Consider the following 24,410-nt stretch of genomic DNA (forward strand, 5'->3'; position numbering starts at 1 on the left):
ACTGGCGCCAAGCAGCGGCGAGTACGCAAATTGGCGGGCATTCCAAAGCGGCTGATTGTCGTAACCGTGGCGGCGATGGCGGCCTACGCCACGCAGTTCGTCATGCAGCATGGCGACCGCATGCCTGAGTTCAATCTGGCGAACTGGAATGGCCCGAGCCCGGCGCCGATCGCCGGTGTTGCGTCGGTGATCGATGGCGACACGATCGAAATTCACGGACAGCGAATCCGCTTTAACGGAATCGACGCGCCAGAAAGCCGGCAGTATTGCGACGACGCCAAGGGCTTCGAATATGCCTGCGGGCGCCAGGCCGCCGAAGCACTGGATAAGTTCCTGGCGGCCTCGAGGCCAGTGCATTGCAGCTTCGTCAGCTGGGACCGCTACGGCCGTTTTGTCGGCGACTGCCGGCGCGCCGACGGCGCCGGCGTCGCCGCCTGGATGGTCGAGCACGGCCAGGCACTCGATTGGTTTCGCTACAGCCACGGCGCGTATGCAGCGCGGCAAACCAAAGCCGAGAAGGCGAAAGTCGGCCTGTGGGTAGGGACGTTTCAGAAGCCATGGGATTGGCGTGCCGAGCATGCGGACAGTCAGCAGCCAACCGTGAGTCGACCTCTCGGCATCATCAGCCGCCGGCAGGTAGCGCAAAGCTACTCATGTGAGCCGCGGCGGACTTGCTCGCAAATCGGCTCCTGCGACGAAGCCCAATGGTATCTCAGCAATTGCCCATGGGGCCGCAAGTTGGATCGTGATGGCGACGGCGTTGCATGCGAAACGCTCTGTTAGAGAACGACAAACGGTTGTGGAATTTTGGCCGGCTGAACAATTTGGGGGGTTAAATGGAAATCGGCCGGCGCGCTGCAGCATCGGCCGCGGTCGTTGCAAAATGTCAGCATCATTAGCCGGACCGGTGCGCCGGAGAAGTTCGAATCCGAACGCGGAACGCGCATTTCCGTCAGGTAATTCGAGCCATGATTTCAGATTGGATCGACCTTGCGGTGTATAGCGAAGCGTCTAAGGACAGATTTCCAAATGCAAGTTGGCAAAGTAGATAATTTTCGCCGGCCTCTTCGAGCTGATCAAGAAGAACTTGTCGCGCGGAAGATGCCGTCCCCACCACGCACAGCTCGCTCTCCATTGCTGCCTCCAAGCTCAGCGGCAGATTTGGAGGCGTCTGGAGTGCATTGAGGTCGTAGAGGAACCTGAAGCTCTTGAGCCATCGTTCGTAGGCGGGGGCCGCGAGCGCATATGCATCTGTTTCCGATCGCGCGATCACGACCATGCGGAGCATCCCAAGAAATGGCCTTCGCTCGTCCGCGTCGGCACTGTGCTTCAGGCAGGCTCGGAATGCATCCGTAATTCTGCGAACCGAAGAGGCAGGTCCCAGGCACGCGATGTTGGCGCCACTAGCAGCGGCCCAGCTGGCCGACTCGGGTCTATTGGTGGCGATCCATGTCGGTGGATGGGGGCGCTGATGCGATCTCAGCGTCAAAGGGACGTCATTCAATTCAAAATGCGGCCGCGATAGGACAGCGTGTCGCCCTTCATCGCCTTGATAAGGATTTCACTGGCTTCCGCATAGTGACCTGGCGCCGCCTCCGCAGCAATCCCGAAGTAACCCAGTTCGACTGGGAGAGAGCCGCGCCCTATGCCCAGTTCGACCCGGCCACCACTCAATTGGTCGAGCATGCAGATCTCCTCGAACGCACGCAGTGGATGATAAAGGGCAAGGAGCATTACCATCGGGCCGACGCGAAGGTGCCGGGTGCGTTGAACGACGCTGGATAAGAACAGATTCGGCGATGGCCCCATCCCGTGCGGTGTGCAGTGGTGCTCTGCCAGATGATATGCGTAGAACCCAAGCTGGTCGCACGCCTCTGCCAAACTCAGACGATCGGCGTATTGCCGGGCAATCTCGCAGCCGTCCTCGTCCAGATGGTCGAATATGCCGAAGGTCAGGCCGCCGGGGAAGGCATTCTTCACGGATTTTCTCCAACTCTTTGCAACAGTTCGTGGCTCGCAATGGGCAAATTCAAATTAATGGTGCGCTGAAATCGCCGGGGAACTACCGACTTAAGGCAGAAGCGGCCGCCGCCGACGGCCGGCACAACGGGGTCGTTTCCTTCGCCGTTGCAGCTATCTCTGTGGCGACCTCGAGAAATTCATCCATCTCGGCTTTTGTACCGATGCTGACGCGGATGTAATTTTCCAGCCCTGCATCCTCAAAGAAGGCAACGAGTATCTTTTGCCTTTCCAAGGCTCCTTGCCACCATGAGCCTTCCTGCCCGGCTGGCACACGCGCTAGCAGGAAATTTGCGTGAGAAGGTATTACGGAAAATCCAAGTTTCGACAGTGCCACTGTCACTCGCTGTCTTTCATGCTTGATGTGCTTATGGTTCTCGGCGTAGGCGCCGCGGTGCCCAAGCACGCTGATGCCAACAGCCTGGCCGATCACGTTCATGTTGAAGACGTTCTGGAGCTCCCGCAGCCTGCCAATGACTTCAGGGTGGCCAAGTCCGAAACCGACGCGAATGCCGGCGGTGGCATAGCTTTTCGAGAATGTTCTCAAGATCAGGAGGTTTGGATAACGATTGAGGAGATGCAGACCATTGTCCGGTGCAAAATCGACATACGCCTCATCCAACACAATCAGGCGGTCTGATTGTGATACCAGGCGTTCGACATCGGCCACAGGAACGAACGTTCCGGTGGGATTGTTTGGGTTAGCCAGCAGAATGAACTTGGCATCTTTTGCCGGTCCCAAGAGCAAGTCGTCGACGGGCAAGGAATGATCCGCGCCCCATCCGATTTCGATGAATTGGGCACCTTGCAAACGGGCAAGTTTGCGGTTGAACGAAAACCCCGGCGACAACATCGCCATTCTGTCTCCTGGAACCAGGAAAGCTCTGTAGATAAGCCCGAGCAGTTCAGACGATCCGTTTCCGGCGATCACCTGATCCTTCGAGACGCCGTAGGCTTCCGACGCTGCTTGCCTCAAGCTGGCGTTGTCGTCTTCTGGATATAGATATTGCTGTCCGAGAGCGGCCATCGCACTTTGCATTATGGGTTCCGGCAACGGAAACGGGTTCTCGTTCGTGTTTAGCTTGACGCAACAAGGATCAGACGCCGGTTTGTCGGACAGCAGAACATCCAACTGTTTCGCGACTTGCGAAAGGGAAGAAAGCACAGCTTGAAGTTTTGCATCAGACATCAATTTTTCTCAGTTTCTGTTTCCGTGTGTCGGGCACGCGTTGGGATCGTGACATAGGCTGGACCACCGAAAGCGCCGCCGTCGGACCGCTCGTGGGGACTACCGGGCAGCGTGGCCTATGGGATCGGATCGGAATTGGACGAGCACCGCATCACTCGTCTCAAGGCGCCAAGGCACGAATGCTTATTGTCCCAGATGCTCGGCTCGGTGACTTGTTCAAAGACGCTTGATCTCGATGCCGTATTTCCTCAACACGTAGCCAATCTGGCGCGGCGTCAGTCCGAGGAGGCGTGCCGCCTTTGCCTGAACCCAGCCACATCTTTCCATTGCCTGGATGACACGTTCGGCATCGGCCATTCTCGCGGAGTGGACGATCCCAGCTGCGTTCAGCGGCGACTGCCCCAGGGTGTCTGGGGCTGCGACGGCGGCAGAACTAATCCCAGCAGCCGGCGGTACGGCCCGACCCAGTGCCAGCGGCCCGACCGGCGAAGGTTGCAGCGCGACTTTGCCAAGTTTGCAATTATGCAGCGCCTCGGCGAAGCATTTGCCCTGGCAGCACGCAAAGTCCTCTTTCCCGATTGATGGCCCCGCCGCCAGAACGGCGGTCCGATACACACAATTTTCCAGTTCGCGAATGTTGCCGGGAAAGTCACAGTTTATCAGCACTTCGATTGCGCTCGGATCGAACGTCAACATAAGGCCGTTCTCATCGTTGAAATTCTTGAGAAACTCAGCGGCAAGGAGCGGAATATCGCTGCGCCTTTCGCGTAGCGCCGGCACCAGCAAGGGAACAACACTGATGCGGTAGTAGAGGTCGGCACGGAACTCGTTTCTGGCAACTGCCTCTTCCAGGTTCTTGTTTGTGGCGGCGATGATGCGGACGTCGACTTTAATGGTCTGGTTGCCCCCGACGCGCTCAAACTCCTGCTCCTGCAACACGCGCAACAGCTTTGCCTGGAACGAGGCCGAAATCTCGCCGATCTCGTCCAGGAACAATGTCCCCTTGTCGGCGAGCTCAAAGCGCCCCTTGCGCGAGTTGAACGCGCTCGTGAACGCACCCTTCTCATGGCCGAACAATTCGGATTCCAGCACAGTCTCGGGCAGCGCCGCGCAATTGAGCTTGATGAAGGGCCGCTTGGCGCGCGGGGACAATTCGTGGATAGCCTTGGCGACCAGCTCCTTCCCGGTACCGGATTCGCCTCGCAACAGAACCGCAATCTTGGCCTTGGCTACGAGCGCGACCTTCTCAAGCAGACCGCGCAACGCCAAACTGTCGCCAATCATCCCCTCCACTTGAGTGTTACGCTGCGGGGCCAGGCGCTTCTGTTTTGGCAGGGAGTCCTGCCTTGCCACCGGTTGCTCGCGGTCGCCCTCGAAAGAGCGATGCGACTTCACCGTCTGCCCTACCAGGTTGGCGATTAGCGGGAGCAGACATAGGCCGTAATCGAGCCAAACTCTTGAACCATGGCGCAGTGCGTGGTCGACGGTCAGCGTGCCCACCACATTTGCATCGACGCGAATGGGAACGCCGATGAAGGACACTGGTATGTCGTCGGAAGCCCCGAGCACGTCCCTGTCGGCCGCGGTGAAAGCCGAATGAACCGCGATGTTCTCGGTGGCCAGCGGCTTATCCGTCGCCAAAACCTGGTCGATTGCATTCCGCGGCAGGTACGTCCGGCAGCGCTCACTGCAGCTCTCGGTCTGGTCGGCGCCAGCGATGATTTCCAGTTCGCCATCAGAGTCGACAAGTGAGATGATGCCGTGCCGCATTTGAAGAAACGATCGCAGCAGATCTACGGCCTTGGCCAACCTGACCTCGAGCGCCGAGGAGGCGGTGAGTGCCTTCGAAATTTCGTGGATGCCCGCAAGCGCGCTCGCGCGCGACGGCAGAATGGCGGGTTCGCATTCATCGCTTTTGGAGTCGTGGAGTGATATGAAGCTTGACGAAGTCTCCTCAGCATCGTCTTCAGCTTGGCGACCATTGTTCCGATCTGGCATGTCATCCTCGATCTTGGGCCGCGACAGCAACGCCGCGCCACCTGGATCTGCGATGTCCCCCGGCGTAGACGCACCGGATGGCATCAGGGTCCGAGCCATCGATGGCCGGCATCAACAAGCATGTCTTCGCCCCACGAGCCGCCGCATGATTGGCGAACTTGCTCGCGCGTGGGTGCCGCTTGCCGGAACGCTTGACGTTGATGCGGGTAGTCGTGATGTGTCGGCGGCAATGCGCCAGACTTTCGCAGCTGACGTACTGCCTTGCATAGGATCAAGAGTGGGTCACTGTTTTGGGCGTCCGTCAGGCCCTGACGAGGGGAAAGCACGAAAGAGGCCGGAGGCAAGGCTTGATGCATGGCTTGGCTATCCTTACTGAACTGAGGCGCGGTTCAGGCTCCGGGGCGCAACCACACGTTGGCCTACAGAGCGGGAATGAGGATGGCTAGTCAACCGAGCTTTTCTCGCATTTATGCAAGGAAAGCAGGCGGACATGACAGAATTCCATCAACTGAGATTTTGCCGACAAATCGACGTCGATAGGCAAAGCTACCCCGGCTTTTCAGCGATGCCCGGCCGCTAAGCCTGCCGAGATCGAAGCTTGCGGGATGCTGTCGGCATTGGGGCGCGTTGGGCAGACGTACGGCTTGGAGTGTCGTCGAGCGGCAAAAGTGTTGGCGCTAAGAAGCCTCTTCTGACTCGCACCGATGCGCGAGGTCCGGCGACCTATTCGGTCTTATCGATGACCCGTCGAGAGGTCACGGTTGCAGCGGGAGAGCAGTAAGAATCCGCTAGTGTAGGGATTCCTCCACTTCCGCGCCTGGACGGGTCGCAAGTGCGACCAAGAAGCGAACGGGCACGGCGGCTTCCGGGTTACCGCCTGGTTGCTGCCAAGCTCCAGCCATGGGTGCAAAGCTGGGCGTAAGTGCGGGATTTCGCCCGAGATGCCGTCAAGGATGCGGAAACCCGCACAACCCGCCCGTACTGAGGCTGCCTCACCGAGCGGAGGAATACGCGTATTGGGGTGCGAGCCTCCACTTGGCACAAGACTTGCGGCGACATGCCAGCAGCGCGTGACCGGAGCGCCGCGATGCGAGAAGTGCGGGAAGGGAGGAGGCCCAGCCCGATCCGGTCAGGGAGAGAAAAGCTGTTGGTTTCACCAATCCGAAGCGCGGGTCCAGCGCCCCGCAAGGCCTTCTACGCGCAGCTCTACATTCAGGTGCTTACCGCCATCGCGCTGGGTATCGCAGTCGGGTATGTCTACCCGGACGTCGGCGAGAGCCTGAAGCCGCTCGGCGATGCCTTCATCAAGCTCGTCAAGATGATCATCGCGCCGGTGATCTTTCTAACCGTAACAACCGGCATTGCCGGCATGAATGACCTCAAGAAGGTCGGCCGGGTCGCCGGCAAGGCAATGATCTATTTCCTCACCTTTTCGAGTCTCGCATTGATTGTCGGTCTCATTGTTGGAAACGTCGTTCAGCCAGGTGCCGGACTGAACATCGATCCGGCCTCGCTCGATTCCCAAGCCGTAAAGGACTATGCCGCCAAGGTGCATGACCAGTCGGTGACCGGCTTCGTAATGAACATCATTCCATCAACGATCGTTAGTGCCTTCGCGGACGGCGACATCCTGCAGGTCCTGTTCTTCTCGGTTCTGTTCGGCATCGCTCTCGCGATGGTCGGCGAGAAGGGCAAGCCTGTGCTTTCGTTGCTTCAGGCGCTTCTCGCGCCGGTGTTCAAGCTGGTCGGCATCCTGATGCGGGCTGCGCCCGTCGGTGCTTTCGGCGCCATGGCCTTCACAATCGGCAAATTTGGCATCGGTTCGGTGGCCAACCTCGCCATGCTGGTCGCGACGTTCTATTTCACCGCCTTCCTCTTCGTCTTCGGGGTTCTTGGCGCCGTCTGCCGATATAACGGCTTCTCGATTTTCTCTCTCGTGCGCTACATCAAGGAAGAGCTACTGCTGGTCCTGGCAACGTCCTCCTCGGAGGCCGCGCTGCCCTCGCTGATGGAGAAGATGGAGAAGGCCGGCGCCAAGCGTTCCATCGTGGGTCTCGTCATCCCCACTGGATATTCCTTTAATCTGGACGGCACCAATATCTACATGACTCTCGCCGCCCTCTTCCTGGCCCAGGCGACGAACACGCACTTGTCGGTTAATGACCAGATCCTCCTATTGCTCGTCGCGATGCTTTCCTCGAAGGGAGCCGCAGGTATAACAGGCGCCGGCTTCATCACCTTGGCCGCTACGCTCTCCGTAATACCAAGCGTTCCCGTTGCTGGGATGGCTCTGATCCTGGGCGTGGACCGCTTCATGTCCGAATGCCGGGCGCTGACGAACGTGGTCGGCAACGCGGTGGCCTCGCTGGTTGTCGCCCGCTGGGAAGGTGAACTGGACGAATCGCGCATGAAATCCGCCTTCAGGGGTTGCCCGAGAGATTAAGCGCCCCTCGCCCCGGCAAGATTGCTGCAGCGCGACCAGCCAACTCGCCGGGCTCACCAGCACCAAACAATCGGCTCGCTGGGTCTACACAGCGCTTCGCGAGGCCACAGATCAGAAGCACCAAATGCGGTGAGGACAAGAAACATGAAGGCCCTAAGAAAACTGACCGTAGACCGAGACGCGCCCAGGTGCGTCCGGAGCGCTGTTCAGTGTATGGACCGTCGATCGGAGGGGATGCCGAAATGTTCAGGCCTCAATCCGCCGCCGGGATGCAGCTGATGACGGAGAGCCACCCGATCAAAATTGGAGCGACGGCAAAGCGCCCTACAATTGCCGACCTCGCCCGCGAAGCCGGGGTGAGCGTGGCAACGGTCGACCGGGTCCTGAACGCTCGCCTTCCGGTGCGGGAGGAGACCATGCGGCGCGTTCACCACGCGGCCCACGCGATCGGCTATCATAATGCGGGACTCATCAAACAGCGCATGCGGCAGGACCTGCCGCGCTACCGGCTAGGCTTCATCTTGAGAAAACCGGGCCAGTATTTCTACCAGGAGTTCGCGCGCGAGGTCGAGGCGTCTGTCAGTTCGGCCCACTGTTTCCACGGCATTCCGCTCATCGAATTTGCGCCTTCACATTTGCCTGGGGATCTCACGGCACTGCTTAAGGATCTTGGTAGCCGATGCCACGCGATCGCCATGGTGGGGCCAGATCATCCGAAGATCACCGCAGCAGTCGAGGAGCTCAAGGCGAAAGGCATCCCGGTCTTTTCGCTGCTTTCTGACTTCGCCGCGGGCGTGCGCGAGGGGTACATAGGTCTCAACAACCGCAGCGTCGGTCGCACGGCAGCCTGGATGTTCTCCAAGGTCGCTAAACGGACCGGCAAGGTGGCCGTTTTCGTCGGCAGCCACCGTTTCCAGGGTCATGAGCTGCGGGAAAGCGGGTTTCGCTCCTATTTCCGTGAGAACGAGCCAGCATTCGAGTTGGTGGATACGCTCGTCAATCTTGAAAAGCGACAGATCACTTATGAGGCGCTGCTAGATCTTATGCACCGGGAACCTGAGCTCGTCGGCTTCTACATGGCTGGCGGCGGCATGGAGGGGGCTATCTCCGCGCTCCGGGAAGAAGACAAAGGCCAGGACCTCGTCGCGATCGTGAATGAAATCACGCCGGAGTCGCGGTCGGCCCTCGCGGACGATATCATTACGATGGCGGTGGCGACGCCCCTGCGCCGACTTTGCCAAGAGCTGATGTTGCTGATGGATCGCGCCATCAAGACCGGCACTGCGGAGACGCCGGGGCAGACATTTCTGCCGTTTGACATCTATCTGCCGGAAAACATCTGAAATGATGCGATCTATCGCCATGGCCGACATTCATAATTGCCGCGCATTCCACTCGGGACGGTATGCACATTTCAAATGAAGTGTAGGCTCTGCTCATGCAGATCGAGAGCAAAGCCGTGCTGGGGAATCTCCTCCAGTCAATCACGTCACGATGAAGCTAAGCGTGCAGCTCTTACAAAGACGCTCGGTCAGTTGTGGGCGTTAAATTCGGATGCATCCAGCTGCTCGCGTCCGTCAAGGCGCCGATCGTTTGCTGGATGAAGTATAACGGGCCCACCAAAATGGCTCTTTCGCTTTATCCAGTGTCCCGACCTGGAGCGGCGCGTTGCGAAGCCGGTCGAGGGCAGTTTTGGCGCCATTAGCTGCGATGCTTGGTGATGGCTCAACGATCTCCGTGATCGCCTCACTTGGCAGCCGGGGAGGCAACCAGGCGTGCGTCCTTCGGCATTCTCAAACCTGACCGTCGACATCAAGGCCTTGGCCGGCCTTACGCGTCATCGATCGAACGCGAAAAGCGGGTTGGCCGGCCTTCAGGAGGAGGCGAATACAAATGAAGCGGCCTGAAGCTCGGCGTGAAAGGGGAACAATTTTTCCGGACATATCGTGAGCTTGGCAAACTCGCTGCCAAGAGCATAGCGGCCCGGTAAAGGCTTGGGGAATTTATGCGCTGCGCGGGCCTGGAAAACGTCTTCCCCAAGGCGTGCCTATATTGGCTTTCCCGATTGCGCACGACACGGCTGCTTGAGCCCGCGAAATTCAAACTCGGTCAGCCTGGCGTTCCGACCAGGCGGCCGCCAGTCCTCGTGGCACGGTCGCGGCAGCGACGAGTAGCTTCGGTCAGGCTCCGTTCTTGTCGAAAAAGCCTATCATCCACGCCGCTGCCGGACGACGCTGGGTGCGAGTTCGACAGGGCTCATGCCCTCCACTCTCCCCCGCGCGCTAAGTATGGGCAGTTGTCCGTTATCGGCGGCAACCGATGTCGGTTCTCTGTCTTTTGATCAGTGGGCTAGCGTCGGTAGAGCCGGCCTTCGGAGGTATGCCGTCCGGCACTGCCAGCGCAGATTGGATCGCAACTCTTGAGCAGCTCCTTTCAGTTCGGATGCCAGCCGTCGCTCTACCATCGAAAACACTGGAAGGTAGCTTTGCATGCTGCCTCGGTCCGAGATGGCATTGCCTGTTTGCTCTCAGGTGCTCATAGGAATCGGTCCGTTCCCGGAGTGTGCGTCGCCAGCAGGGCTTGCTCGGGCGGTCGGATGCATATAGCTCGGCTACAGAAGAGGCGGCCAGACCTTCATTCGTCGTCTGCCGCGACTTACTGCATAATTCGTGTTCAACAAGGAACGACCTATGAGGCGGCAGCCCCGAGCTTTCACGGTGGAGATCAAACAGAAGCGCAGCTCTCAAAAGCGGAGTGGTTCGATCTGGAGCGATGTCGATCTTACCGCAGCAATGGCCGAGACAACAAGGGAACTCGAGGAGATGGAGTTGCCAAATGGTCGCCCTGTTGACTCAAGTGTTGTAGCGCTTGATGCTGAACACATTCACAAACCGCGAGCGGAGTATCTCATGGCAAATTCCCTGGACGCAGAACCAATAGCAACCGCTATGCAACCGGCAGCCAAAGTAGAGAGGCCTCAGAAGAAGAATGCCCAACGGTCGCCGAAAGCGAAGGCGGAGTCCAGGCCGCCTGCTCGGAAGAATGTGCCCGATGCGGCGTCTCAGGCGGAGGAAGCAGCGGCCGTTCGGACCGGACGTAAGATCTACTCTGGAAAGGAGCGCGCCCAGCTGCTCGCCCTGATCCAGAAGTCTATCAGTGGCGGCGCCACTCACAAGAGCGCCGTAAAGCAGGCCGGTATCTCGGAACAGACCTACTATCAATGGAAGAAAGCTGTGCTGCCTGTATCGGTTGGTGACGATCTGAAGGACCTCGTCGCTCTTGAGGAAGAAAACAGCCGACTGAAGAGCCTGCTCGCGGAACGCCTGCGCAAGGAGAACGCGGAACTGAAGAGGAAGCTGGGCTTGCAATAACCCTGCAATCTTGTCCGACATCCGAGAGCTCATAGCTACGGGTCTGGCACCGGCACATGTGGTCGGAGGAACCGGGTGTCGCCAGGCTAGGTGAAACCGCAGCTGCGCGACCGCGGCACCTGCGGTTGGCTTCGCGCACTCGCCCTAAGTCCGCCACCAGTTGCTCCTTCGTCCGAACACTGCGATAGTCCGCCGCCCTCTGCGGACCCATCGACTGCCGGCCGCCCAAGGCGGTCCGGCAAGCATCTGCATGAGCGAGACACAGGAGCGATCTCGAATGACATGTCCGCTCAAGTGCCTACGCGCCTTAGACCGGCATTCGCGCCAGTAGCCCGTTTCGGATGAGATCGATGCTGGCGGCAAATGCGCCTACAGAGTCATTCAACGAGTGGACTTCCTCGACGAGCTCGAGAGAAAAGGGACCCGCATAGCCGCCATCAAGTAGCGCCCGGATCTGGCTGCAATTGTCGGAACCTCCCGGGATGCGATCTGGGTGAACCCAGAAGGTTGGATCGTTTATGCCTGAAAGGTGCACGAGACCTGTCAGATCGCAGAAGAAAGACGTCTCGCCGGCGAGCGTGTGGTGGAATGTATCGTGCACGAGCCGAAAGACGGACTGGCCATCAACCCAGGCAATAGCGTTGGCCGCTTCGTTCTTCGACCGAAGCGAGGAGGTCTGGAAGCCCAGCGGTTCGATGAGTCCAATCAGACCCCGCGACTGAAGTATCGGCTTGAGCGCCTTCAAGGCGGCGCGCAGATTGCCATTGCGCCCTCCATTGGCGGACCACGAACCGTCGTTCACCGGCACCAGCATGAGCGCCTGAGCGCCACAAGCGGCCGCATAATCGGCGAGCTTGCTGGCCTCGGCCTTGCGGGCGGGAGTCCATTCGTTGAACCGCTGTAGGGCGTTGACTGAGATAATCGTGACGCCCGCTTCGGCAGCGGCAGACCGGACATCCGCCGGCGGCTTGCCGCGCACAACAGCCTTGCTGCAGGGACTATTCCGGATTTGCACGTCGGTCAGACCGAGATCGCGGGCGAGCGCGAAGAACGTCCTGACGTCAAGTCCCGGCGCCGCCATGTAGTCGAGTGCAAACCGAAGTGGCGCCTGGCGCACGGGGTGGCTTTCTTTCATCAAGGCGGCCGCCATTCTCGGCTGACTGGCCTCTGCCGTTTGGCCGAAATGATCGGCATAGGGAGGCGAGCCAATCGAACTGACCCGCTCTATATCCACACGATCGTGATTCATTGTGAGCCGACTTTCACGCAACGGATACTGCCGCGCCTCTTGAGAACATTGATCTGCTGCGAAATGACGGAAGATCGCTCGAGGCTATCCAGTTGCTTCCGCAGAGTAGGCGCCCGGAAAGGATGCTGGACCGATCCGGAGCCAAACTGATATGGCAGGCTGATTCTTCGTGGCGAGGTGCCCAGCGCGATCATAGCGCGCCTCTCCGCCCCCTCCCTCAGGCTCTGGATCCATCCAGGACGCGCTGCCGTGCGGCCTTGAATGCCGCTGGTAACAAGGGCAACATGTCGGCCAGCGTGTTGAACGCAATCGGCGTGACCGCCGGCGAGACTGCGGGCTATAACATAGAGTCTCCGCAGACCGGGCGTGATGGCGAGCACGGAGGCCGCGGCGAGGTACAGGGCGAATGGGGTCAGTTCTGGCATCATTGGTTCATTCCGACAAAGTTCATGATTATTCTGGAAGCGACGATCTCGCGGTCAGATGCCCGTTCGCTCGCCGCAAGGCCCGCAGCCACGCCAGCGCGATCGGCAGCGTTCCGGTTCCGAGTCAGTTTGCACTTGCTCTCCAGCCTTGTGATCGGCATGCGCAAGCCAACGATCCCGCGAGAGTTGCGCCTGTACTAATCCGGCGGGCGTGCCGACACCGCCCAGCGAGGCGCGCTCGCCCTCGTGGTGGTCAGTCAGGCCATTCACGACGTCCAGCAGTCTTCCCGCATGCTCGAAGAACTCGACCGGATCATAGGCGTGGACGGCGATGTAATTCCAAGTCGGACGACCTTCCCGGCTTCCTGCTTGGCCGCATACTATGCCGGCGTCGCATAAGTGTCCGGCTCCATGAGATGGCCAAGCCGTCGCCCAGCGGCGGAACACGGCACCTGCGGATCAGCCTTCGCGAGGTGCCCGTAGATCACGCCGTGCTCGCCCTCGCCCTCATCAAGCAAGAGGGCGGTGACGAGGCGAAGAGCATTGGGCCGTGGCAGAGACTAAGTTCGACAGCGGCGCTGCGCGGATGCTCGCTCGCAGGAAATCGATATCATCATCATCTCGGAAGGCCGGAGAGGCTACATCGGCGGAACTCCGTGTGTGCGTTACAGATTAGATACTTGCAATCTGGCCCTCTGGAAACAGCCAGTTAGTTGCATTTGTAGCCGTCCAGTTGGTGAAGTGGCCTGGCGGGCCGGATCATTGGGCTAATAGTTTGGCGATCCAACAGAGAGGCCCTCCACGGCTTCTGCGCCCCGACATGTCTGGCTCAACCGTCCGTGGCTCCGCCGTCGCCAGCATAGTGCTACCGATCGAGTTGCCGGCGATAAAGATAGAACCAGGGGTAGCCTCTCTGGCGGCCCTGATGGTGCTGTTGAAGAAATCTACGCCGGAGATGGCGCACCTCGGCGGCTCGTTTAAGGAAGTACGAGCGCCCGGCGCATTATGGCCACGGCCACAACGAGCGCATGCTGCTTCCTGTCGAGCGTGGCACCGCGCACGGTGCCGTGATGCCATGCTGTCGGCCGGCCGGCTTGGCCGACTGCGCTACGAATGGAAGTTCAGGCGCCGGTGCGGCGGCTGGCTGTTCCCGGGGCAGCACGCGATTACCCGACGCTGCAGATCCATCGAATCGTCGCCGAGACTGCAGCAGCGCCAACACCGTCAAGGGGTCGGGCCGGCACCGCTGCGTCACAGCTTCGCCACGCTTTGAGGCCGGCGCCGACGTCGGAAATTACCCAGGCCCTCTGGGGGAAGCAAGCTCGACACACACGGCCCTCTACGCAAGCCCGACCTGTAGATACGCTGCAGGCCAGTCCGCGCGAGAACTTAGCCTTTCAAGGAAGCGGAAAGCTCGCCCGTGCGGCCACTCGATTGAGATCGCCGACATGATCCGTGCTGCCCGGCCTGCCTATAAGGTCGCGCATGCAGGCCAGTTCAGCCTCGGCAGCTCAGGGTCATGTCGGCGACCGAGCACTGCCGCACGGCAGGCACACGCGGCCGAGGGCGGATCGGGTACAACTGCCGCGGTCGCCCTCCGATAAGGCAAGCGGAATGAATCGTCATCCGCATCCCCTCCTCGGCGGAGCCACGAGTCTGCCCAAGGATGGCAGATGTCTCGCGACCGCTTCGATCTGAATTCCATCCGGCTTTCGCCACGAGATGTTGTACTGGCTGGAGTGCCAGGACTGGCGCCTGACGTCGAAATTGATCAAAGCAGTGCGCAATCTTTGGACCATGGCGCTGGGTCAAATTATGAATGCGGTGCACCTTCCGCTGGCCTGCTGAGCACGAAATGGCCAGAGGCGTTACCTCCCATTGACCTTCGCGCCAGGAGACCCAGCCGCAAAGGAACGCACACTGGTTGGGAGCGAACCGATCATACCGGGGCGGGCACGTTCCTCAACCGACCCGTCTGTCGACACTGGCGGCGACAGGCTTTAGCGGTGTGATTTCCTGCTTGTAGACCTTACACCCTGGTGCCAGCTCTCTGAGACCGCTCACCAGCATGTTAGCCGCCTGCTCGAGCGCCTCTTCCGGCATCGCCGCCAAGCTTTCCAAAATAAACCACATGCGGCCGCCCACCCTCTCCAACCGGGTGCGCGTGCCCTGCCGCCAATTCCAGCGGCGACATGTAGCTCCCAGATCGTCGCGCCAGATGACCTCCCCCTTGGAAGGGTTTTCGACGACCGTTTCGCCATTCAAAACAGTGTGGAAAGACTCCGTTCCTACGGCAACCGTCAGCCGCGGTTTGCCGACATATGCATCAAAATTTTCGCCGCCAATCGGTATTGCGAAACGCAGGCTCACGGCATTGTAGAGGTCAACGATAGGATTTATTGACGGGATTCGACCATCCTTCTCCACCCGTTTTTTCAATGCATGCGCCGAGCACGGCGTCCGGTTTGGTTTCGCGCCGAACCGAACGTATGCCTCCGCCCAATTGGCCAAGTGCGCTTCTCCCCAGGCGGGCCCCCCCGCTCGGGCGAAGTCGCAAGCCTCTCCCAACACGTCCCGAGCCATGACGCCTCGCGCACTGTCCTGTGCATCAACAAGAATGCTGATTGCGCGAAAGTCAGGTGCGATCTCTGCTATTTCTTCGTCGATCCGCGGAAAATCCAACAACGCTTTCTCCCTTTAAGCCAGTCGCGAGGGCGCCTTTGCTTCGACCGCCTTTTGAGAGCTCCTCAAGAATCCCTTCCCCGGTCCCAGGGCATACTCCTGCCCTGGACCCGGACTGGCCGACAGAGCCAGTCCGGGCAAGTCTTGCTGATCCAGTCTGCGATCAATGCCGGCGCGACTCTGAGGTCACGAGCCAGGCCCGCTCGCTGTCAGGGCGCGCATAGAGCGTCTTGCCGAATCTTCGGCAAAGCTTCTGACCCGTTGGACAGCGCCAGCAAGGAGGCGAACACCATTCTCGATCTGCCGAATGGTCAGGGCGGAATAGCCCATCACCAATCCAATCCGATCAGCGCGGCCTTCATCTCGGATGTACAGCGATGAAATCGGATGGATGCCAACCCCGACCCGCCGCGCCTCGTCAACCATGACCTCCTCCAGCGACCGAGAAAGATCCTTGAACCAGACGACGACATGCAGCCCTGCATCGGCCCCCTCGATGGCAATGCTGTCTGCGAACGCACGTCGAAGGACAGCAAGCAGTGCCTCTCGCCTCTCCCCGTTAAGACGGCGGACGCGGCGCACGTGCCTTTCATAACCACCGCTCTCAATGAGTGAGGCCAGGGCCTCCTGTTCCGCAACCGGAGAATGCCTGTCGAGAAGCTGCTTGGCCATCGCAAAGACGTCTTGCAACTCGGCCGGAACCACCAGGTAGCCGATGCGCAGCATCGGCGACAGTGTCTTGGAGATCGTGCCAACATAGATTACGGAACTGCGGTCTTCCAGCTTATGCAGCGGGGGCACCGGTCGAATGTCGTACCGGTACTCGCCATCGTAATCGTCCTCGATAATATAGGCGTCATTGCGCCGAGCCCATTCGAGGAGCTGATACCGCCGCGAAATCGACAAGACGCCGCCGAGCGGGAATTGGTGCGACGGGGTGACATAGGCTAGCCGCGCTGGTATCTCCTGCAGCAGCTCGGTCTTCATGCCCTCGCTATCGACGGGGACAGCAACGGGCGTGGCTCCTGTGCTGGCAAAGACTTGGCGCGCCATTCTATAGCAGGGATCCTCGATCACGAAGCTGTCGGAAGGATCGAGCAGCAGGCGCGCGCACATGTCGAGGCACTGCTGTGATCCACTTACGACGAGGATCTGCTCGACCTGGCAGCTAAGCGTTCGGGCACGCCACAAATATCCCTGCAGCGCCTGGCGCAAGCGAAGCGAGCCGCGTGGATCGTGATAAGCTAGCCTTTTGGGGCTTGGTGACATTGCCGCGTTCATCGCACGCTTCCACGTGAGCGCCGGGAAATCAGATGGGGCGAGGTCGCCATAACGGAAATCGACCTTGAAGCGGTTGGGGAGGTAATCGCGCCGCGGGGGACTGGCGCGCAGTCGCTCGCCGTAACGAGAAAGATGGATGGGGCCAGTCCGTTTGGGCACCGCGCTGGTCTCTTTACTCCGGACTAGCGAAGATGCAACGCGCGGTCTTGCGCCTTGAACGACCTCGATGAAACCTTCGGCGACCAGCTGGTCATATGCCACGGTGACCGTGGTCCGCGACACACCGAGTTCATTTGCTAGGCCGCGGGACGACGGCAGCTGGCTGCCCGTTTCATAGATTCCACCCAGGATCTGCTCTCGAAGAGCTTCGCAGATCTGGCGCGCGCCCAGACCTTGCGAGCGAGCTGTCGACGCGGAAGGAGAAGGCTGGACCATTTCTTTCATCGCCAACTGGACGTTTCACCTGGGTTAGTGTGAAGGCATTGTCGCCGAAATCAAGAGGGCTTAAGCCGATGAACAGCGCCGAAGATCAGCTTGAAGCCGAGACAACATCAACGCCGTCCCGGAACGACGTCGGTCTCGCATTCGCCACCCGGGCCATCCATCATGGCTACGATCCGGCCGGCTTTTCCAATTCCGTTCAGACGCCGGTGTTTCTCACATCGACCTATGGATTTGAAAGCGTGGCAGCAAACGAAGCCGCCGCAGCGCTTGGGGGAAGGCTTTACGCACGCGAATACAACCCGACCACCGAGATCCTCGAAAAGCGGCTCGCCAATCTCGAAGGAGCCGAAGCTGGGCTGGTACTCGCCTCGGGGATCGCAGCCTTCGGCACGCTGATCCTTTCGCTGCTTTCGCAGGGTGACGAACTCATTGTCCACAAGACCCTCTATTCGAATACGCTCGCCATGGTCGAACAGGGGCTGCCGCAGTTTGGCATCAAGGTCGTTGCCGTCGACCTGTCTAATCCGAGCAATCTCAATGGCGCCATCACCGACAGGACCCGGCTCGTGTTCTTCGAGACGCCAATCAACCCGCTGGGCCGTATCCTCGACATCGCTGCCATTGCCGAACACGCCCATTCTCGCGGCGTGAAGGTCGCCGTCGACAGCACCTTCGCCTCGCCCGCCCTCCAGCGTCCGCTGGAACTCGGAGCCGACCTCGTGATCCATTCGCTCACCAAGTACATAAATGGCCATGGCGATGCGCTGGGCGGTGTGATACTGGGCGACGTGAATACACTGCACCTGCTGCGCGAAACTGGCCTGCGCTATCTCACCGGGGCAGCGCTCTCGCCGATGTCGGCGTTCCTGATCTTGCGCGGGTTGAAGACACTCACGTTGCGTATGGAGCGTCACAGTGCCTCTGGGCTTGCGGTCGCCCAGGCGCTCGAGGCGCATCCGGCTGTGGCTTGGGTTAGCTATCCATTTCTCGGCTCTCATCCCGACCATGAGATCGCGCGCAGACAGATGTCGAACGGCTCGGGCATGTTGGCTCTCGGCCTCCAAACGGGGTTCGAGGGCGCGCGCCGTATGATGGACCGGCTCAAGCTGATCATCCGAGCGGTCAGCCTCGGCGACGCTGACAGTCTCATCTATCATCCAGCAAGCCTGACCCGCTCGCGCGAGTCAATTCGCAAGGACGCGCATTTGCCTGACGGAGTCGGCGACGATCTCATGCGTCTGTCGGTAGGGCTCGAAGACGCCGCCGATTTGATCGCGGATCTAGAGCAGGCGCTGGACGGGGGTCTGATGCCAAACGCTTCACCCAATGTAATAACGGGAGCTTCAGCATGGCTTTCCTGAGCGGCCTTTCGGCCTTCCCAATAACGCCAAGCGACAGCGATGGCGGCGTCGATATCCTGGCGCTTCGAAAGCTGATAGCGCGGCTTTGCGCAGCAAAGGTGGATTCCATCGGCCTGCTCGGCAGCACCGGCACCTATATGTATTTGTCGCGCGAAGATCGCCGCCGGGCGCTTTGCGAGGCGCTGGACGAGACAGGTGGACGAGTCCCGCTCGTGATCGGCGTGGGCGCTTTGCGCACCGATGAAGCGGTAAAATGTGCAAGTGATGCGAAGGCCCTCGGCGCAGCCGCGGGGTTGCTCGCGGCTGTTTCCTACACCCCGCTCACGGAGGACGAAGTTTTCGAGCATTTTTCGACGGTGGCGCGCGACAGCGGTCTGCCGATCGTGATCTACGACAATCCCGCAAACACGCATTTTCGCTTCACGCCAGCGCTCATCGAGCGTCTGGGACACCTGCCTGAGATCCTCGCTATAAAGAACTCGGCCGACCGGGGTGATGCCATCAAAGGCCAACTTGCGCACCAGAAAAAAATTGTGCCGAAAGGATTCTCGATCGGCTACAGCGGCGACTGGAACGCCACCGAAGCCCTGATCGCCGGAGCCGATACATGGTACAGCGTCCTCGGTGGCATCTTGCCCGACCCGTGCCTGAGGATGGTCAGAGCCGCTCAGCACGGCGACCACGCGGAAGCACACCGGATCGACGCCACCCTGGCCCCGGTGTGGGAGCTTTTTAAGACGTTCTCGAGCCTTCGCGTCGTATACGCAATCGCCGAGCTCCTCGGAATTTGTTCCGCCGAGCCACCACGGCCAATCAAGCCACTTTCCGCTGCCGCGAAGTGCCAGCTCGCCGGCGTCCTGGACCGTCTAGGATCAGGTGTCGGATCGTAAGCCGCGCGACTTCATATTGCCGGGGGGAAAAGTACGCACCCATCCTTCGATGGGCCTGTAGTAGCCGAGATCTGCTCCATCATCTGATTGGGAACGATGCGCTGCGTGCTGATCACCTACGGATCGACAGGTCTCGACGCGAATCACGTCCTCGTCAGCGCGTGCGATTGGCAGAACCTCCATATCGGCGAGGGAGGAAGGCTGCGTTCCGAGCCCCCCAAATTTCTGCGACCTCCACTCGAAGCATCAAAGCCTTGATGCGCTAACAGCATTCAATCGCTGCGCAGGATCTTTGCTTCAAGCGCGGCTGCCACAAAAGCCTTTCGAGCAGCTGGTGGATGGGCCTTGCCACGCAATACCTGCAGACAAGCGTCCATCGCTACCTTCCGTTTCTCGGTCCGACGATGAAGGTCACGCATCAGGATAGCCGCCGCCTGGTTGACATCGAATACGATACGCTCGGAACTGGGGCGGCCAACCTGAACAACGACCGCCCTCTCAAATCTCTGCAAGCCGGTCATGTCTCCGCCCCCCAAGGCGATCATCCGTCAAAAGAGCCCAGCTCGTCTTTACCGAGCCAACCCGGTGCCACTGCATCTGCGAGCCGAGACAATGCCCTTTCTACCGACCCCGCGCTAGCCCGACACGCGCTTAGCCGCTCTGTTCCGCTGCCGATCTGCAGGCGGGATATTAAAGAAGCCGAATAGGCCCTTTGGGCGCGGCCTTCGCCGAGAAAAATCTTTTCGACCAGAGATTAAAAAGTAGCTTGATCGAGGAAGGCTCTCTTCTAGGCGTCCATCTTCGTGCTCAGCACGCGCACGCTCGGTGCCGAGGGAGCGTGGCACCTTGCGGTGGACATCCCTTCTCACTGTGCCGCACAGCGCTGCCTCGCAATTGCGTGTCAGCCATCTTGTCTCGACCACGCGGCAGATCTGATCATTCACCGCGCGGATGCCTCACATCCAAACAATCTAGTTTACCGCCCCCCCATCACCGCGCATAGCGCGACATCAAAACCCACGGCTATGTTTCTCAGCCGTTTCCTGCGGTCACTCTCACTTTGAGTAGGATCTACTATGCGCATTTGCGGTATCAAGCTGACGCACGACGGGGGAATCGCTGTCGTGGAAGACGGGAGATTAGTCTTGTCCATCGAGCAGGAGAAGCTCGACAATAACGCACGATACCAGCATATCGAGCGGCTTGAGACGGTCGCCGCCGTTTTGGCGGAAAACGGGCTTGCTCCGCGCGATATCGACCGGTTCGTTATTGACGGATGGGACGGTGAAATTCAGTCGGAATTCCAAGTTCTGAGTAACGGCTCCCCTATCACTCTCAACGGCGCACCATACGTGGAGCGGGACGCCGAAAATCCCCTGACAGCCTATCACGGTTCCGGTCTCATGCTCGACAATGAGGCATTTTCTTATGAAAGCTACCCGCATGTTCTTGGGCACGTTGCTTCCGCATACTGCACCAGCTCATTTGCGAAACGAGAGGAACCAGCATTTTGTCTGGTTTGGGACGGCTGCATCTTTCCGCGGCTTTACTACGTCGAGCCAAGTGGAGCCCGATTTGTTGGGTGTCTGTTTCCGATGATAGGCCATGCGTATGCCGCTGCGGGCCAACATTTTGGTCCTTACAAGCGAGAACTGCGGACTGGCTGGGATCTCGGTATCGCCGGCAAGTTGATGGCATATATCGCGCTCGGAGTGGTCCATGAACACATCGTGAAGGTGTTTCAGGAGCTTTACGACGACCATTTCGCCGGGGATACGGACCTTGCCCTTGGTTACAGGGAGAATAGCCACAGCGAAGACGCGCTACTCACGGCTGTGCACAACTTCTTCGATGCAAGCGCGTCGCGGTTAATCCCCGAAACGCCCGAGGACATACTTGCTTCGTTCCATGCCTTCGTTGAGCGTCTTCTCGTCCGGGGGATGACCAGCGCGCTGCGTGGGTGCTCGGTTCCCAAAACCCGAAACCTGTGCATAGCCGGCGGATGCGGGCTGAACATCAAATGGAACAGCGCCCTGCGGGCGAGCGGTTTGTTCGACGCAGTTTGGGTGCCTCCGTTTCCAAACGACAGCGGATCGGCGATCGGTGCCGCTTGCTGCGCGCTGGCCGCCGACAAAGGTTTCGTGCACCTCGACTGGTCAGTCTACAGCGGGCCAAATGTGAGCCATGGCAAGGTTCCACCTGGTTGGCAATCTGCTGCTTGCAGCCTGAAAGAACTTGCCAGCGTGCTGGCCGACAACAAGCCTGTTGTGTTCCTTGCAGGCCACGCAGAGCTTGGTCCACGTGCTTTGGGAGGCAGAAGCATCCTGGCGGCCGCAACTTCGCCGGAAATGAAGGACCATCTCAACAAAATCAAAGTTCGAGAGCACTTTCGGCCGGTAGCGCCAATATGCTTGGAGGATCGTGCACCTGACATGTTTGACCCCGGCACGCCGGATCCTTACATGCTGTTCGATCACCGAACCCGTTCGGAGTGGAAAGAAAAGATCCCGGCGGTCGTCCATCTCGACGGAACTGCGCGACTACAGACAGTTTCAAGAACATCTGAACACCCAATTGCTGAACTTCTGATAGAATATGAGAAGCTCACGGGCATTTCTCTGCTCTGCAACACGAGTGCAAATCTTAATGGACGTGGTTTTTTTCCGGATGCGGCTGCCGCCTGTGAGTGGGGATGCGTAGACCACGTTTGGTGCGAAGGGTTGCTGTTGACCAAGACAGGTGCAAGTCAATTCGAGGGCTGAGCGCCAGGCTGCGACACACCTGAGTTGCCGCGCTCTAGCGCTGCAATCGCTGGCAGCATCGCTGAGGGAGCCTGATACTGCGGGTGTGTGGCCCCTTGAAGCTGCCTAGATCTGAAGAACGAATCTGATCGATGGCCGACAGAGCGCAGAGACTGTGCGGTTAAGCTGGCAACTTAGTGATGTGCTGGAGGATAAAAGGGCCTGCACGGCCCTTTGCTCGGCCGAACCACTCCGCCACGGCGCCGGGCATGTAGCTGACCACGTTGACCCCGACACCCTCCGTCAGTGTCAGGAAGAGTAGAGGTTCCACATCCTCGGGCATGCGTCTTGCATCGTCCACGTGCGGGATCGGTTGCAGCAACCCGATGCCGAAGAGTACAATTGTCAGCACGGTCACGGGGCGAAACCCAGCACAGACCGTCAATGGCCGGGCACTCCGGATGGATGGCCTCGGCCCCACTTTCTGGTCCCCAGGTAGCTATCTTCTGGCGTATCGATAACTTCGCCACGGCGACCCTCAAACGAACTGGACCGCAGTCGGCTGAGATCGGCCAGCACCAATTCGCGCTGTGATATGCGTTGAGTAGACTTGCTCCGCGCGGCGGCATCGGCGTGGTGGCAGGCGGCACACTTTTGAAGAGCGCCTTGCCGATATCCTGGACCCGGTCGGGGAACAAAGACTGATGCGTTCGCTTCCCTCGACGAGGCAAACGTCGAAGAGTGTTTGGCACCTCCCGACGCCGGCGACTGCCCGCGTTTGATTGAGGAGAAGCGGACCGCACGGGTCGTTGAAACCTCGACATCGGGGAGCGCCCCGCCGGCAATTCCGAGGCGAGTCCAGGTAAGGGCGGCGTATGACCGCGGCCGGCAGGAACGCACGCTGTGGGTTTGGCAGGGCGGCTATAGGGGACCGACCACGCCTTCCAACAGAAAGGCTCCCAAGCACTCAGCAATGCCTCGGCGGTTCCTTGTCGAGTTGCAGTTCGACCTCATCATCGTCATCCGTGATCAGCAGCAAGGTGCCTCTTAGCGGGTTGTACGACGTGAGCTTGGCAAAGCCGAACGGCCCACCCATCCCACATCCGGCAGCCTCGTAATATCGTTTTCGACCTGTGCCCGCTCGCCCGGCATTGCCGTCAAGCCTTCCGCGAGCCTCATCGGTTCGTCGCTCATAGCGGTGATCAGCCCTACCAAAGCAGGATGACATTGGGCTGCTTGGTGATTTAGACCGCCTGACGCACGCCAGTGCAGCACGCGGCACCGGGCGGCTGGCGCGATTGCATCTTCAGCATCGCCGGGAAATCAGCACCACACTGTCATGCAAGATCACCGAATTGCATGCCGTTGACCCGGAGCGCCTGCGGCTTCACATGCGGGATGCCTCCTGCAACATTATTTGCCGCATCCAGACGCTTGCCGGATCACTGTTGTGAAGGGTGGGCCATTGGACGGCCTCGGTGAACGTGGGTAGTGGCCGCGGAAGTTCCACGATCCGCAGAGGGAAAGTCTTCTTGAAATGCTGAACCAGCCGGAAGGGCATCGTCGCTATACGGGCTGTGCCTGAGACCATTGGCGGGATCATGCTAAAGGCCGGCACGATAATCTCGACATGTCTCTTGAGACCATTTTCAAGCAAAAACTGTTCCTCGATGGATGGCATCTGCGCACGGCCGACCCTGAACGCAATGTGCTTCATCGACACGTACCTCTCGAATGTAAGCTGCTGTGGCAGCTGCTTGTTCGTGGGGCAGCCTACGCACACGAATGTCTCGTCGAACAGCGACGCTCTAGGATGGGCGCTCGACATGAACAATTCCGGAAGAATCAGAAAATCGACGTCACCGCGCCGGAGAAGCTCATCGAGATCGTCGTCGAGCGGCAGCAATTCGAAGCTGACGGCGGGTGCTTCGCGGGCAACACGCTCCACGACCTTTTCAAAAAACACCAGTGTGACGAAATCCGAAACTATGATCCGGAAGCGGCGATCGGATTGAGCCGGTTTAAACGGATCCCAAGAAATAATCGAGCACTGGATGTGAAAGAGAGCGCCGCGAACAGCGGGCGCGAGTGTTTCCGCACGTGGGGTTAGAACGCGTTCGCGGCCTCTCATCGTAAACAGTTCATCGTTGAAATAATCGCGCAGCCGGCCGACGGCCGCGCTCATGGCCGGCTGACTTAGGTTGATACTGCTTGCCGCCGCCGTGAGGTTGCGCTCGGTCAGCAGCGCGTCGAGCACAACGAGAAGGTTCAGATCAAGGCCTTTGAAACGCATGCCTCATCTGTCCGTAACGTGGTT

At 59.6% G+C, this 24,410-nt stretch carries 17 protein-coding genes and 2 pseudogenes; 8 read left to right on the forward strand and 11 right to left on the reverse strand.

Annotated elements, in window-relative coordinates; all coding sequences use genetic code 11:
- Positions 1–30: 30 nt before the first annotated feature.
- A complete protein-coding gene (locus M729_RS1000000138490; RefSeq protein WP_245267607.1) occupies positions 31–783 on the forward strand; it encodes a thermonuclease family protein in 753 nt (250 codons plus the stop codon).
- Between the two features lie 169 nt (positions 784–952).
- On the opposite strand, the pseudogene M729_RS01000000135535 reads toward M729_RS1000000138490, so the two are convergent.
- From M729_RS01000000135535 to nifA, 3 genes and pseudogenes are all read right to left on the reverse strand, one after another.
- Positions 953–1,980 (reverse strand): annotated as a pseudogene (locus M729_RS01000000135535) (LLM class flavin-dependent oxidoreductase).
- An 82-nt stretch (positions 1,981–2,062) separates the two neighbouring features.
- Complete coding sequence (hisC, locus tag M729_RS0121395; RefSeq protein ID WP_027162794.1) at positions 2,063–3,208, reverse strand: histidinol-phosphate transaminase; 1,146 nt, start codon at positions 3,206–3,208, stop codon at positions 2,063–2,065.
- 216 nt (positions 3,209–3,424) lie between these two features.
- Positions 3,425–5,206: a nif-specific transcriptional activator NifA gene (gene nifA, locus M729_RS0121400; protein WP_027162795.1), complete on the reverse strand. Its 1,782-nt coding sequence runs from the start codon at positions 5,204–5,206 to the stop codon at positions 3,425–3,427.
- A gap of 1,144 nt (positions 5,207–6,350) precedes the next feature.
- On the opposite strand from nifA, the gene M729_RS0121405 reads away from it, so the two are divergent.
- The 3 genes from M729_RS0121405 to M729_RS0121420 all read left to right on the forward strand — a co-directional run bounded on the left by M729_RS0121405 (position 6,351) and on the right by M729_RS0121420 (position 11,020).
- Entirely contained in the window at positions 6,351–7,649 is a 1,299-nt protein-coding gene (locus M729_RS0121405) for a dicarboxylate/amino acid:cation symporter (RefSeq protein ID WP_032809061.1), read from the forward strand.
- Between the two features lie 278 nt (positions 7,650–7,927).
- Positions 7,928–8,992 carry a LacI family DNA-binding transcriptional regulator gene (locus M729_RS0121410; RefSeq protein ID WP_050596311.1) on the forward strand — a complete coding sequence of 355 codons (1,065 nt, stop codon included), beginning with the start codon at positions 7,928–7,930 and terminating at the stop codon, positions 8,990–8,992.
- Between the two features lie 1,374 nt (positions 8,993–10,366).
- Complete coding sequence (locus M729_RS0121420) at positions 10,367–11,020, forward strand: transposase (protein ID WP_245267608.1); 654 nt, start codon at positions 10,367–10,369, stop codon at positions 11,018–11,020.
- Between the two features lie 307 nt (positions 11,021–11,327).
- On the opposite strand, the gene M729_RS0121425 is transcribed toward M729_RS0121420, so the two are convergent.
- Entirely contained in the window at positions 11,328–12,170 is an 843-nt protein-coding gene (locus M729_RS0121425) for a TIM barrel protein (RefSeq protein ID WP_050596312.1), read from the reverse strand.
- Between the two features lie 383 nt (positions 12,171–12,553).
- Between M729_RS0121425 and M729_RS1000000139860 the strand changes: the two genes are divergently transcribed.
- Complete coding sequence (locus tag M729_RS1000000139860) at positions 12,554–12,895, forward strand: hypothetical protein (protein WP_032809038.1); 342 nt, start codon at positions 12,554–12,556, stop codon at positions 12,893–12,895.
- 87 nt (positions 12,896–12,982) lie between these two features.
- Here M729_RS1000000139860 and M729_RS1000000139865 read toward each other — a convergent pair.
- The 3 genes and pseudogenes from M729_RS1000000139865 to M729_RS0121440 form a co-directional block, all read right to left on the reverse strand.
- A pseudogene (locus M729_RS1000000139865) lies at positions 12,983–13,141 on the reverse strand (hypothetical protein); the annotation flags it as partial.
- A 1,515-nt stretch (positions 13,142–14,656) separates the two neighbouring features.
- Positions 14,657–15,379, reverse strand: a complete 723-nt coding sequence (locus M729_RS0121435; protein WP_027162800.1) for a B3/4 domain-containing protein — start codon at positions 15,377–15,379, stop codon at positions 14,657–14,659.
- A 183-nt stretch (positions 15,380–15,562) separates the two neighbouring features.
- On the reverse strand, positions 15,563–17,101 hold the full coding sequence (locus M729_RS0121440) for a PLP-dependent aminotransferase family protein (protein ID WP_032809042.1): 1,539 nt from the start codon (positions 17,099–17,101) through the stop codon (positions 15,563–15,565).
- A gap of 68 nt (positions 17,102–17,169) precedes the next feature.
- Here M729_RS0121440 and M729_RS01000000135555 point away from each other — a divergent pair, with 68 nt between their 5' ends.
- A complete protein-coding gene (locus M729_RS01000000135555) occupies positions 17,170–18,462 on the forward strand; it encodes a PLP-dependent aspartate aminotransferase family protein (RefSeq protein WP_084652688.1) in 1,293 nt (430 codons plus the stop codon).
- Positions 18,450–19,352, forward strand: a complete 903-nt coding sequence (locus M729_RS0121450) for a dihydrodipicolinate synthase family protein (protein ID WP_027162802.1) — start codon at positions 18,450–18,452, stop codon at positions 19,350–19,352. The genes M729_RS01000000135555 and M729_RS0121450 overlap by 13 nt, the downstream gene beginning before the upstream one ends.
- Before the next feature lie 272 nt (positions 19,353–19,624).
- On the opposite strand, the gene M729_RS0121455 is transcribed toward M729_RS0121450, so the two are convergent.
- The gene (locus M729_RS0121455) at positions 19,625–19,873 is read right to left on the reverse strand and encodes a DUF982 domain-containing protein (protein WP_027162803.1); all 249 of its coding nucleotides are present in this window, start codon (positions 19,871–19,873) and stop codon (positions 19,625–19,627) included.
- 555 nt (positions 19,874–20,428) lie between these two features.
- Here M729_RS0121455 and nodU point away from each other — a divergent pair.
- On the forward strand, positions 20,429–22,114 hold the full coding sequence (gene nodU / locus M729_RS0121460) for a nodulation protein NodU (protein ID WP_027162804.1): 1,686 nt from the start codon (positions 20,429–20,431) through the stop codon (positions 22,112–22,114).
- Between the two features lie 160 nt (positions 22,115–22,274).
- Here the strand turns inward: nodU and M729_RS0121465 are convergent, their stop codons facing one another.
- From M729_RS0121465 to M729_RS0121480, 3 genes are all read right to left on the reverse strand, one after another.
- Positions 22,275–22,511, reverse strand: coding sequence for a hypothetical protein (locus M729_RS0121465; RefSeq protein ID WP_156949321.1), 237 nt, complete (start codon positions 22,509–22,511; stop codon positions 22,275–22,277).
- Positions 22,512–23,060: 549 nt separating this feature from the next.
- Positions 23,061–23,189, reverse strand: a complete 129-nt coding sequence (locus M729_RS1000000139740; protein ID WP_280940183.1) for a hypothetical protein — start codon at positions 23,187–23,189, stop codon at positions 23,061–23,063.
- A gap of 291 nt (positions 23,190–23,480) precedes the next feature.
- Positions 23,481–24,386 carry a LysR family transcriptional regulator gene (locus M729_RS0121480; RefSeq protein WP_027162806.1) on the reverse strand — a complete coding sequence of 302 codons (906 nt, stop codon included), beginning with the start codon at positions 24,384–24,386 and terminating at the stop codon, positions 23,481–23,483.
- Positions 24,387–24,410 lie beyond the last annotated feature (24 nt).

Origin of the sequence: Mesorhizobium sp. WSM1293, assembly GCF_000513875.1 — a bacterium.
GTDB lineage: Bacteria > Pseudomonadota > Alphaproteobacteria > Rhizobiales > Rhizobiaceae > Mesorhizobium > Mesorhizobium ciceri.